Origin of the sequence: Gilvimarinus sp. 2_MG-2023, assembly GCF_030547685.1 — a bacterium.
GTDB lineage: Bacteria > Pseudomonadota > Gammaproteobacteria > Pseudomonadales > Cellvibrionaceae > Gilvimarinus.
Map to the genome: position 1 here is coordinate 86,400 of NZ_JAUOQM010000021.1, position 12,767 is coordinate 99,166.

The 12,767-nt window shown below is 48.5% G+C and carries 9 protein-coding genes and 2 rRNA genes (1 of these 11 only partly in view); 6 read left to right on the top strand and 5 right to left on the bottom strand.

What is annotated here, in order from left to right; all coding sequences use genetic code 11:
* The 6 genes from Q4526_RS04885 to Q4526_RS04910 all read left to right on the top strand — a co-directional run.
* Nucleotides 1-2,781 (top strand): 23S ribosomal RNA (locus Q4526_RS04885); it begins 103 nt to the left of the window's first position.
* 214 nt (nucleotides 2,782-2,995) lie between these two features.
* Nucleotides 2,996-3,111 (top strand): 5S ribosomal RNA (gene rrf / locus Q4526_RS04890).
* A 368-nt stretch (nucleotides 3,112-3,479) separates the two neighbouring features.
* The gene (locus Q4526_RS04895; RefSeq protein ID WP_215975777.1) at nucleotides 3,480-3,761 is read left to right on the top strand and encodes a YkgJ family cysteine cluster protein; all 282 of its coding nucleotides are present in this window, start codon (nucleotides 3,480-3,482) and stop codon (nucleotides 3,759-3,761) included.
* 223 nt (nucleotides 3,762-3,984) lie between these two features.
* Nucleotides 3,985-4,755, top strand: a complete 771-nt coding sequence (gene otsB / locus Q4526_RS04900) for a trehalose-phosphatase (protein WP_215975778.1) — start codon at nucleotides 3,985-3,987, stop codon at nucleotides 4,753-4,755.
* Nucleotides 4,718-6,514 carry a glycoside hydrolase family 15 protein gene (locus Q4526_RS04905; protein WP_215975779.1) on the top strand — a complete coding sequence of 599 codons (1,797 nt, stop codon included), beginning with the start codon at nucleotides 4,718-4,720 and terminating at the stop codon, nucleotides 6,512-6,514. The genes otsB and Q4526_RS04905 overlap by 38 nt, the downstream gene beginning before the upstream one ends.
* Complete coding sequence (locus tag Q4526_RS04910; protein WP_215975780.1) at nucleotides 6,511-7,920, top strand: trehalose-6-phosphate synthase; 1,410 nt, start codon at nucleotides 6,511-6,513, stop codon at nucleotides 7,918-7,920. The genes Q4526_RS04905 and Q4526_RS04910 overlap by 4 nt, the downstream gene beginning before the upstream one ends.
* Nucleotides 7,921-7,936: 16 nt before the next feature.
* Here Q4526_RS04910 and Q4526_RS04915 read toward each other — a convergent pair whose 3' ends face one another.
* From Q4526_RS04915 to Q4526_RS04935, 5 genes are all read right to left on the bottom strand, one after another.
* Complete coding sequence (locus tag Q4526_RS04915) at nucleotides 7,937-8,467, bottom strand: response regulator transcription factor (RefSeq protein WP_215975781.1); 531 nt, start codon at nucleotides 8,465-8,467, stop codon at nucleotides 7,937-7,939.
* Nucleotides 8,464-9,702, bottom strand: coding sequence for an ATP-binding protein (locus Q4526_RS04920; protein WP_215975782.1), 1,239 nt, complete (start codon nucleotides 9,700-9,702; stop codon nucleotides 8,464-8,466). Before Q4526_RS04920 ends, Q4526_RS04915 begins: the two co-directional genes overlap by 4 nt.
* A gap of 89 nt (nucleotides 9,703-9,791) precedes the next feature.
* On the bottom strand, nucleotides 9,792-10,295 hold the full coding sequence (rimI, locus tag Q4526_RS04925) for a ribosomal protein S18-alanine N-acetyltransferase (protein ID WP_303609539.1): 504 nt from the start codon (nucleotides 10,293-10,295) through the stop codon (nucleotides 9,792-9,794).
* Entirely contained in the window at nucleotides 10,282-11,067 is a 786-nt protein-coding gene (locus Q4526_RS04930; RefSeq protein ID WP_215975783.1) for a hypothetical protein, read from the bottom strand. The genes rimI and Q4526_RS04930 overlap by 14 nt, the downstream gene beginning before the upstream one ends.
* Before the next feature lie 6 nt (nucleotides 11,068-11,073).
* The gene (locus Q4526_RS04935) at nucleotides 11,074-12,621 is read right to left on the bottom strand and encodes a 2-isopropylmalate synthase (protein ID WP_215975784.1); all 1,548 of its coding nucleotides are present in this window, start codon (nucleotides 12,619-12,621) and stop codon (nucleotides 11,074-11,076) included.
* Between the last annotated feature and the right edge of the window lie 146 nt (nucleotides 12,622-12,767).

Sequence of the window (12,767 nt, forward strand, 5' to 3'; positions counted from 1 at the left end):
TCCGTACATGTCCGAATGGGGAAACCCACCTAGCATAAGTTAGGTATCCTTAACTGAATACATAGGTTAAGGAGGCGAACCCGGGGAACTGAAACATCTAAGTACCCGGAGGAAAAGAAATCAACCGAGATTCCGTTAGTAGCGGCGAGCGAACGCGGATTAGCCCTTAAGCAACTTTTGTCTTAGTGGAACCTTCTGGAAAGTTGGGCGATACAGGGTGATAGCCCCGTACACGAAAAGGCAATTGTTGTGAAATCGAGTAGGTCGGGACACGTGTTATCTTGACTGAACATGGGGGGACCATCCTCCAAGGCTAAATACTCCCAGCTGACCGATAGTGAACCAGTACCGTGAGGGAAAGGCGAAAAGAACCCCTGTGAGGGGAGTGAAATAGATCCTGAAACCGTGTGCGTACAAGCAGTAGGAGCAGACTTGTTCTGTGACTGCGTACCTTTTGTATAATGGGTCAGCGACTTAATGTATGTGGCAAGGTTAACCGTTTAGGGGAGCCGTAGGGAAACCGAGTCTTAATAGGGCGTCCAGTCGCATGCATTAGACCCGAAACCCGGCGATCTATCCATGGGCAGGTTGAAGGTTAGGTAACACTGACTGGAGGACCGAACTCACTAACGTTGAAAAGTTAGGAGATGACTTGTGGATCGGAGTGAAAGGCTAATCAAGCCGGGAGATAGCTGGTTCTCCCCGAAAACTATTTAGGTAGTGCGTCATGTCTCACCCACGGGGGTAGAGCACTGTTTGGGCTAGGGGGTCATCCCGACTTACCAACCCCATGCAAACTCCGAATACCGTGGAGTGCAATCATGGCAGACAGACTGCGGGTGCTAACGTCCGTAGTCAAGAGGGCAACAACCCAGACCGCCAGCTAAGGTCCCAAATGTTAGTTAAGTGGGAAACGATGTGGGAAGGCTCAGACAGCTAGGAGGTTGGCTTAGAAGCAGCCACCCTTTAAAGAAAGCGTAATAGCTCACTAGTCGAGTCGGCCTGCGCGGAAGATGTAACGGGGCTAAAACTAGCAACCGAAGCTGCGGATGCTTTCGAGCATGGTAGGGGAGCGTTCTGTAAGCCGTTGAAGGTGAGTTGAGAAGCTTGCTGGAGGTATCAGAAGTGCGAATGCTGACATGAGTAACGATAAAGGGGGTGAAAAACCCCCTCGCCGGAAGATCAAGGTTTCCTATTCAACGTTAATCGGAATAGGGTTAGTCGGCCCCTAAGGCGAGGCAGAAATGCGTAGTCGATGGGAAACGGGTTAACATTCCCGTACTTGTTATTACTGCGATGGAGGGACGGAGTAGGCTAGGCCAGCACGGCGTTGGTTGTCCGTGTTTAAGGTTGTAGGCTGAGAGCTTAGGTAAATCCGGGCTCTTAAGGCTGAGAACTGATGACGAGTCTCATTGCGAGACGAAGTGGTTGATGCCATGCTTCCAGGAAAAGCTTCTAAGCTTCAGGTAATAACGAACCGTACTGTAAACCGACACAGGTGATCAGGTAGAGAATACCAAGGCGCTTGAGAGAACTTGGGTGAAGGAACTAGGCAAAATGGTACCGTAACTTCGGGAGAAGGTACGCCGGATCTGGTGATGGGACTTGCTCCCTAAGCTGGGCCCGGTCGAAGTGACCAGGTGGCTGCGACTGTTTATTAAAAACATAGTACTCTGCAAACACGTAAGTGGACGTATAGGGTATGACGCCTGCCCGGTGCCGGAAGGTTAATTGATGGGGTTAGCTTCGGCGAAGCTCTTGATCGAAGCCCCGGTAAACGGCGGCCGTAACTATAACGGTCCTAAGGTAGCGAAATTCCTTGTCGGGTAAGTTCCGACCTGCACGAATGGCGTAACGATGGCCACGCTGTCTCCACCCAAGACTCAGTGAAATTGAAATCGCTGTTAAGATGCAGTGTTCCCGCGGCTAGACGGAAAGACCCCGTGAACCTTTACTATAGCTTTACACTGAACTCTGAACCTATTTGTGTAGGATAGGTGGGAGGCTTTGAAACCATGTCGCTAGATGTGGTGGAGCTGCCCTTGAAATACCACCCTGGTATGTTTGGGGTTCTAACTCAGGTCCGTTATCCGGATCGAGGACAGTGTATGGTGGGTAGTTTGACTGGGGCGGTCTCCTCCCAAAGAGTAACGGAGGAGCACGAAGGTTGGCTAATCATGGTCGGAAATCATGAGGTTAGTGTAATGGCACAAGCCAGCTTGACTGCGAGTCTGACACGACGAGCAGGTACGAAAGTAGGTCATAGTGATCCGGTGGTTCTGTATGGAAGGGCCATCGCTCAACGGATAAAAGGTACTCCGGGGATAACAGGCTGATACCGCCCAAGAGTTCACATCGACGGCGGTGTTTGGCACCTCGATGTCGGCTCATCACATCCTGGGGCTGAAGCCGGTCCCAAGGGTATGGCTGTTCGCCATTTAAAGTGGTACGCGAGCTGGGTTTAGAACGTCGTGAGACAGTTCGGTCCCTATCTGCCGTGGGCGTTGGAAAGTTGAGAAGAGCTGCTCCTAGTACGAGAGGACCGGAGTGGACGAACCTCTGGTGTTCCGGTTGTTATGCCAATAGCATTGCCGGGTAGCTACGTTCGGACGGGATAACCGCTGAAAGCATCTAAGCGGGAAGCCTCCTTCAAGATAAGCTTTCCCTGGGACCTTGAGTCCCCTGAAGGGCCGTAGAAGACTACTACGTTGATAGGCTGGGTGTGGAAGCGTTGTGAGGCGTTGAGCTAACCAGTACTAATTGCCCGTGAGGCTTGACCATATAACAGAAACGACTGATTGATACGTTTTACGTGATTAATCGACGGACTTGAGTGAGACATACACAGTGTCCTCAGCAATTACCGAGATTGTTCCTGACAATCTTCGGCATACACTCCATCCGTGGAGATAACAACTTTGTTCATCGCCCTATTTGGTGTTGTGAGTACGCACTCTGCAAAGAGGTAAGACGAAAAACAACCCAAACCTGTTTGCTTGACGATCATAGCGAGTTGGAACCACCTGATTCCATTCCGAACTCAGCAGTGAAACGACTCAGCGCCGATGGTAGTGTGGGGATTCCCCATGTGAGAGTAGGTCATCGTCAAGCTTTAATACCAAAACGCCCAATCGAGCAATCGATTGGGCGTTTTACTTTGTGGGGAGCGAATCGGGTCACAGCCCAGGCTGCTTTCTTTGCTGCTTCGCGCTATTTACGGCCTCTTTGCCCCTGTGCCCACCCCTTTGGCGGAGCGGATATAGCGCGTGTCCTAGCGCTCTACCTTACAGAAAGCTTCGCTGGACCCGTCTGTCCAGAAACGCTTCCCATCACTAGGTCAGTTCCCCAGCACAACATTGTCTTTTTATGAGCTAATGTTCAACAAAGTGATAAAGAAAAGGTCTGTCAATGTGGCACACGACCTACCATAATCATGTCCAGCGTCCAGCGTCCAGCAAAGAAGAGGTTAATTCGTACCATTGAATATCAATACTGTCGATCTGACTGAGCAAAAAATAACTTGTTCAACCTGCCGTGCAAATTGCTGCCGTCTGGAGGTAATGCTTATCACCGACACCGGCGTGCCAGAAAGGTATATTGAGGAGGATCAATGGGGGGGCATGACAATGGCTAGATTAGAAGATGGTTGGTGTGCGGCACTAGACCGACAAACAATGCTGTGTACAATCTATGAAAACCGCCCTTTGATCTGTCGCGAGTTTGAAATGGGTGGGTATGAGTGTTTAGCTGAGCGTGATTAAAAAGATTTTTATTTTGGGGATAACAGTTACTTCGTTTTAAATTGTTGTCACATAAGATCACTTGATAGCTATATTCCAACTGTTCCCTCGGCAACTAATCTTAAGATACCCATTTCCGTATTTTTCTAAATTACCCTGTCTCCAGATTCGTATCGCCCATTTCATAGAGTTTCGCACCTTGATATAGTCAGTAATCCATAGTGGTACTCAGGTAGTAATGTTTATGCAAATTGACCAAACCCAAAATATCGCTTTGTTCCTGGATTTTGATGGCACCCTAGTGGATTTTGCGCCTACCCCAGATGGTGTATTTGTCTCTGAGGAATTAACTCAGATTTTGGGTACCTTAGCTGTGCAACTTAATGGTGCTTTGGCTCTGGTGTCTGGGCGGGCGATCGAATCACTGGCAGGCTTAATCGTCTTACCCTTGACGATGGCGGGTAGTCATGGTGCCGAGTGGCGCTTCGGGGACGGGCCTGTTATGTCTCATAAACTAGATCTAACTGAGTTTGCACATATCAAAGCCAAGTTAATAGATTACGCAACAAATGCTGGCTTAATCGTTGAAGATAAGGGGCATGCTGTTGCCTTGCATTACCGAGGTAAAGAGCATTTGCGTGAACACTTGGACAGTTTTATTGATGATCAGCTACAGTTGACTAAACGGACAGATATACGTGTGATTAAAGGCAACTGTGTCAGGGAAATACAGCCAATCGGAGTTGATAAGGGTGTTGCCGTTGCACGTTTTATGAGCACACATCCTTTTGCCGGCCGTCAGCCGGTGTACATTGGTGACGATACAACCGATGAAGACGCTTTTGCTTGGGTGAACCAGAATGGCGGTGTCTCTATCAAGGTTGGAGCCGGAGAAACGTGCGCTGGGGTACATTTAACAGATTCTGGCGAGGTTCTTGCTTTTTTAAAGTTACAACTCAATAGACTGGAGGGTGTGGATGAAAAAGCGAAATCTAAAAATGGGGTTAATTGGTAACTGTGTCATTGGGGCATTGGTCGATCAATATGCTGAAATTGTATGGACGTGTTTACCTCGATTTGATGGCGACCCTGTCTTTTGTTCGCTTTTAAAGACCGATGATGAGGATGCGGTACAAGGTACTTACGCCATTGATCTAGAAGACTTTAGCCATAGTGAACAGCATTACGAAAAAAATACAGCCATTCTAATAACCACTTTATATGATACCCATGGTAATGGGGTTGTGGTAACCGACTTTGTTCCGCGTTTTACTCAGTATGGCCGCATGTTTCGGCCCATGATGCTAAACCGAAAACTTGCACCTATAGGCTCTCCTAAAATTCGCATCCGGTTACGCCCCGCATACAGTGATGGCCAGTATCCCTATTCTCGCATACAGGGCAGTAACCACATTCGTTTTGTTGGCAATGATTTAGCGTTACGACTCACTACCGGCTTGTCGGTGACGGCGGTAATGGATGAAACCTGGTTTGTTCTTGACGGTGAACACTATCTTATTTTGGGTGATGACAAATCAATTAAGGAGCCTATTAAAGAAATAAGCGAGCGTTTTTACGCTGAAACGGAGTCTTATTGGTTGGAGTGGTCGCGCTATCTAGCGATTCCCTTCGAATGGCAGGGCGCGGTTATCAGAGCGGCCATAACTTTAAAACTGAGTGCCTATGAAGATACAGGGGCTATTATTGCCGCGATGACGACCTCTTTACCAGAGGCCAAAGATACCCAACGTAACTGGGATTATCGCTTCTGTTGGTTAAGAGATAGTTTCTTTACCGTGCATGCGTTAAATCGGCTGGGTACGACTAGAACGATGGAGCAATATTTACAATATCTTGTAAATATAGTTGCTGAAATGGATGAAGATCACCTACAGCCGGTGTTTTGTATTAATGGCTCTAAAAGTATGCCAGAGAGAATTGCTCATGATCTTCCTGGCTACCGAGGAATGGGGCCGGTCCGCGTGGGTAATCAGGCCGCCGAACAAATTCAACACGATGTATACGGCGCTATCGTACTTTCCGCCACGCAAATGTTTTTTGATGAGCGTATAAGACGCCCAGGCAGTGTTCAATTATTTGAGTTATTGGAAACTGTCGGAGATAAAGCCTATGCCTTTTATGATAAACCCGATGCCGGCTTGTGGGAGTTAAGAGGCTCGAAGCACGTACACACTTTTTCCAGCATGATGTGCTGGGCTGCGGCTGACCGATTGGCCAAAATAGCACGTAAATTAGAATTGCCAGAAAGAGTGGAATACTGGCAGTGTGCAAGCCATAAAATTAGCACTGCTATTGAGGCCAATGGTTTTAATAATGAGTTGAATGCCTATACAGCTACCTGGGGGGGGGACACCATGGATGCAAGCTTGTTATTAGCTTGTGAGCTGGGGTATATAGACGGTAAAGATCCACGATTTATAGGTACCATTACTGAGATTGAAAACAAATTAATTCCCGAAGGCAGTAAATATTTATTTCGCTATGTGGTTGAGGATGACTTTGGTACACCTGAAAATGCCTTTACGATTTGTTCGTTTTGGTATATCGATGCACTAGCTGCGGCAGGTCGTGAGCAAGAAGCTAGGGTTCTATTTGAAGATTTATTGTCTAAGCGTAATCACTTGGGATTAATGTCGGAGGATTTAGATCCTGAAACTGGTGAGTTGTGGGGTAACTTCCCACAAACATACTCAATGGTCGGCATTATCAATAGCGCTCGAATTCTTAGTAAGAAATGGGAGCATGAACTGTGAGTCGTTTAATTGTTGTATCGAATCGAGTGGCAAAAACGGATGGGGCCAACAAAGGTTCAGAAGGTGGTTTAGCCGTAGGTGTAATGGCTGCTATGGAAAAGGCCGGAGGTGTATGGTTCGGCTGGAGCGGTAAGGTAGACAACCGCGATGAAGCTGCCAAGCACGAAGTAAAAGGCAATATTGAATATATTACCGTCAATATGCGGCAGTCCGAATACAACCAATATTATAAAGGTTATGCCAACAGCGTCCTCTGGCCACTGTTTCATCAGCGTCCGGAATTAATGCAGTACAGCGATAGAGATTTGAGTGGCTATATACAGGTTAATAAGAAATTTGCCGATGAATTGTTAAAAATCATTACTCCCACCGATACCATTTGGATACATGATTATCACTTAATTCCATTGGGTAAAATACTGCGTGAAGCTGGCGTAAGAAATCCGATAGGTTTTTTTCTACACACGCCTTTTCCATCTATTGATTTATTGCGTACAGTGCCCGGTTATAAGAATGTATTGGAGTCTTTGCTGCACTATGACTTGGTGGGCTTCCAGACTGAAGCCGACCACCTAGGCTTTTGCATGGGTGTGGGGCAGGGGTTAGGCGGAGAAATTCTAAAGAATGATCGTTTGCGATTTGGTGACAGACACTGTACCTCGCGCGTTTATCCTATCAGTGTTGAGACACAAGCTTTACCGGGAGTCGCTGACCACGGTGAGTCTACCCAAGAGTACCAGCGTTTATACGAAAGCTTGGGGGATCGTAAACTACTTATTGGTGTAGACCGGCTGGATTATTCCAAGGGGTTGGTAAGGCGCTTTCAGGCCTACGATCGTTTGCTGGGGCATAATAGAGAATTTTTGCGGCAAGTGGTTTATTTACAAATATCCCCGACCTCACGCGGCGATGTACAGGCCTATGGTGACCTTGCCAAACGTATCGACCGAGAGGCGGGACATATCATTGGGACTTACGCTGATTTTGATTGGATGCCCTTGCGTTATCTAAATCGAGGATTTCGCCGTAAAACCATTCTGGCGATGTATCGTCTAGCGCATGTAGGTTTAGTGACTCCACTAAAAGATGGGATGAACTTAGTCGCCAAAGAATACGTGGTTGCGCAAAATCCGAAAGACCCAGGAGTGTTGGTTTTGTCGGAATTGGCGGGAGCTGCCGATGAGCTAGACTCAGCCGTTATAGTTAATCCCTACGATGTGGATGGTATGGCGGGATCTCTGGCGAAGGCATTACGCATGCCATTGGATGAGCGAATAGATCGCTGGCAGCGCATGATGAGCGTATTAGAAGCTCAAGATATTCACGCCTGGCAGAAAAGTTTCTTAACAGATCTTAAACAGTTAAGTGATGGACAGGCTGTTACTGCACGGGCTATCAATACCTGATAGATTGCCGCTGCTACTAGTGCTTTACCGGGCGCTTGCTCAGCTTTCGTTGTAATGTACGGCGGTGCATGCCTAGAGCGCGTGCAGTAGCCGATATATTACCATCGTGTGCGGCTAGAACGCTTTGTATATGCTCCCACGCTAGGCGATCGACCGAGGGCGGTTGATCAGGAATCGTGGGAGTTTCTCTCGTGTCAGTAAATGCCGCTAAAATCTCATCGGCATCGGCCGGTTTACACAAATATTGGATCACCCCTTTTTTTACTGCTTGCACGGCAGTGGCAATACTGGAATACCCAGTTAGCATAACAATGTGCAACGATGGTTTGCGCAGTAATAATTCATCGACTAATTCTAAGCCGGATTCGGCGCCAATTTTCAAATCAATAATAGCTCGTTGATAATCATTCTGTTCGCTTAAGGTATAAGCTTCTTGGCTATTATGAGCGACATCGGTCTTAAACCCTCGTCGAATTAAGGCGCGTTGTAAAATTTCGCCGAAAGTTATGTCATCATCAATAATGAGTATGGCGTCGCAGTTGTTCATATTCCACCTAAAGGCAAAGTAATGGTAGTGAGAGTCCCGCCCTTAGGGCCGGCCTCTAGGCTAACACTGCCACCGTAACGTTGAATACTGGCATGAGTTAGAAATAGACCGATACCTAGGCCATCGGGTTTGGTTGTGGATATCGGCTGTGTTCCTAATAAGGGGCGAGTGCTGGGTGCTATGCCTTTGCCGTCATCGATAATACGCCAGAGTAGTCGTTCATTTTCTATTGCCACCTTAATCGCTATACCTTCTTCACTGGCATCGGCAGCGTTATTTAGCACATTAATAATGGCCTGCTCAATAGTTGGGTGCAAGGTCACTGAGTGGCTCGCTAGGTTTTTATCTAAATCTTGTTGGGTCGACACATCGGGTCTTAATAATTGCCAGTGATCAAGCAATTGCTGACAGTACTTTAATGCCGGTACCGCAGAGGGGTTAGTGAGTTGATCAATATCCGCGCGCTGACGTAATTTTTGTAAAATACTTGCGCACTGACTCACCTGTGTACCGAGTAAAGCAATGTCATCTTGGGTTTGTTGCGGCAATAAAGGATCGGCTGCGATTTCCCCTAATAATACTTTAATGGTTGCTAGAGGCGTACCTAACTCATGGGCGGTGCCTGCGGCTTGAGTCGCAACTGCTATTAGTTGTTCATTGCGCAAATCTTCTTCACGCAGTGAATTTAACTCGTCTTGGTGTTGTCGTACGGTAGCCGTCATACGAACAATAAAAAAGCTGATTAACAGTGCGCTGAGGGCAAAGTTAAACCACATGCCTATCATATGAATATTCATACTGGGCAAATGGTGTGAATGGTGATCTATGTGCGGGGTAAATAAAGGCAGAGGTTGGTGCCAAAATAACAAAAGACTGTAAAGTGCAATGGCCAATAGGCTGAGCGACCAAGCATAGAGCCTGGGCAGTACGCTGGCGGCAATACAAACGGGCACGAGAATATAAGACAGTAATGGGTTGCTGACTCCGCCCGTGAAATAAGCCAAAATAGCCACTGCGGCGATATCGATTAACAAATGAAGGGCCAGCTCGGCTGGTTGAATCTCGAGTGCAGGGGAGGTTCTGGGCAGCGATGCAAAGTTAACCGCGATGAGGGTGAGGGTGATTACTGCGATCGGGATAACAGGAATTGATGAAAATAAATGAGCAATGGTGCTTGCCAAAACCAATGACAATATCAATAAAAAGCGAATAAAAACCAAATGTCGCAAATGCACAAAGCTCACCGTTTTAGAGAATCGTTGGCAGAATGCCCCAGTTGCGTTAAAAACTCAAAAAAACCGGGTGCGGCGAAATGTCGCAGGACTTATAGGCGTAAAGTGTAAGCCATAATGATGGCGTCTTCCCGCCCTTTGGCACTGGGGTAATAATTAGGACGAATGCCTACTTCGGCAAGTCCCAGCTCTTGATATAACATAATCGCCTTGATGTTTGATTGGCGTACTTCCAAGTAGAGTGTATCGGCAACGCAAGTGAGCTGTTCCAGTAAATAGCTGAGCAAGAGTCGAGCGAGGCCACGTCGTTGCCACTGTGGTGCAGTAGCAATATTCAATAGCTCAGCGTCACCAGCGGCGACACTAAAGACACAATAGGCAACGACGGTTTGCTGATCACACAAAAGTAAGCATTGTTGGCGCGAGTGGAGGCAGTCTTCGAACAACTGTCGACTCCATGGGTGAGAATGGACGGACTGTTCGATCGTTAAAACAGCGGCAATATCGTCTGCTGCCAGTGGCCGCAGTTGCAGGTATACCCCGTTCAACGGTAGCTGGGTGTTGAGCGCGTCCGCGCCAAGTTTATTTGTACTCACGAGCTTGTAACGTTTGCCAAACTTGGCGTTTCAGATCGGGGGTTTGCAGTAATTCGGTGAGGCTGGGAAGTACCGCGGCACGCCGTGTCGTTTCAGTTTCGCCATAACAGCTTACTAGCGCCTGACTAAACGTCGCTTCGGGTTTAGTTTCTGGGGTGGCTAAGTACTGTGCAGGCCGCAGACCAAAAATCCATAAATTGGCTTGCGGCGATTTAATTAATTCTTCATTGATCCAAGCTTTTAATTCTTCGCTCACATCTTCTTCGCGGTAACGGCTGGCCAGGTCATCATTAATGGGGCAGCGGATTCGCTCGGCCTCTGCTAGTGGCTGAGAGATCTGCTGGGTTGCCCGTAAAATATTGGTTAATAATGTTTCTTTGGGGAACGCCATTCCCGGCTCGTGTTGATCGACAATCATTAAGGACGGCGAGGCGCGCCAAAGATGTAAGTGCACCGGCTTTACGCCGGCGGTCTTGGGGGTAAGTGATGCTTTTAGCGGCGCTTTTGGGGCTGCTTTGCGCTCTTGATTCCCCCCTATACCGGCCAGTACCTGACCGACTGATTCTACATTTTCTTTCGGTGTTGAGCGTGCGGGAAGAGCCTCAGTCTCAGGCCGCATCAATGCTTGGGCCGGTGTGTGGCTTGACGCCTGCACAAGTGTCTCTGGTATCGCGCAGAGTACAGGTTGCGGCGCGTGGGGTAGCCGCACACGGGGCATATAGCCATCAATGCCTAGAGCGTTTAAATACTTTTGCCGCGCGAGCTCATCCATGTTCTGTTAAATGCCTTCGCGCTGCGGGTGCGAGCGCTCGGGAGCGGCCAGTAAATTCAAGGCGTGTAAATACGCCTTGGCTGAAGCAACGACTATGTCTGTGTCTGCCCCGACGCCGTTGACGATTAGGCCGTCTTTGGCCAAACGTACGGTAACATCGCCCTGTGAGTCGGTACCCTGAGTAATAGCATTCACCGAATAAAGTTTTAAGGTCGCGCCGCTATTCGCCACGCTTTCGATTGCTTTGTAAGCGGCGTCTACAGGGCCACTGCCGGTGGCGGAGCACTGGTGTTGCTCACCACTAATGGTGAGAGATAAGTGAGCTTCTGGCTGTTGGCCGGTTTTACTGATTACCTCCATGTCGCCAAGCACGTAAATGTCGGGTGCCTCTTGGGGTACCACACCACTGACTAGGGCCTGTAAGTCTTCATCAAAAATTTCGTGTTTTTTATCGGCTAAGTCTTTAAAACGCTCGAAGGCTACGGTTAGTTCTTCGGGTGTCTCAAAGGTAATACCGAGGGCTTCAAATCGAGCCTTCACCGCTGCTCGACCCGAGTGTTTACCTAATACCAGTTTGTTCGTGTTCCAACCCACATCCTCGGCGCGCATGATTTCGTAGGTTTCGCGATGCTTAAGCACGCCGTCTTGATGGATGCCGGATTCGTGGGCAAACGCATTGGCGCCAACGATGGCTTTATTAGGCTGTACTGGAAATCCGGTAATGGTGGATACTAGGCGCGAGGTGGGTACGATGTGACTGGCGTCGAGGTCGGTTTCGACCGGCATCATATCTTGTCGGGTGCGTACTGCCATGACAATCTCTTCCAGCGCTGCATTGCCTGCACGCTCACCTAAGCCATTGATCGTGCATTCCACCTGACGGGCGCCGTGCATCACAGCTGATAGGGAATTGGCTACAGCCAGCCCTAAATCGTTGTGACAATGGGTTGAGAAAATGGCTTTATCCGCATTGGGGATGTTTTCTATTAAACGGCCAAACATGGCCCCGTACTCGCCCGGTTCGCCATAGCCGACGGTGTCGGGAAGGTTGATGGTACGAGCGCCGGCATTGATTACCGCTTCAATGATTTGGCACATAAAGCCGAACTCTGAGCGGCTGGCATCTTCCAGTGAGAACTCAACGTCATCGGTGTAGTTACGTGCTTGCTTGACTGCAGCGACTGCTTGCTCCAGCACCTTAGGTGGCTCCATTTTCAGTTTGTACTGCATATGGATAGGGCTAGTGGCAATAAACGTATGTATACGGCCGCTGTTAGCAGGGCGAATAGCTTCGGCGGCGCGTTCAATATCCCCAGGTACGGCGCGAGCCAAGGAGCAAATAGTACTGTCTTTAACGACCTTAGATATCGCTTGAATGGACTCAAAGTCGCCTTTGCTGGCGATGGCAAAGCCCGCTTCGATAATGTCCACGCGCATTTTTTCCAGCATTCTAGCAATGCGGATTTTCTCTTCCCGGGTCATGGATGCGCCAGGGCTCTGTTCGCCGTCACGCAGTGTGGTATCAAAGATAAACAGTTTGTCTTTATTGCTCATGGTTGCCATTTCTCAAGGTCATATCTGCGACCCGCCGGCCGCAGTGTATTCATTAACAGCGTTGTAGCCCATTATAGAGTTTAGTGGCTCGCAAAAACACCATAACCGAGTCTGGCGCTGCTAGTTGGTCAGCTTATGGGCTGACA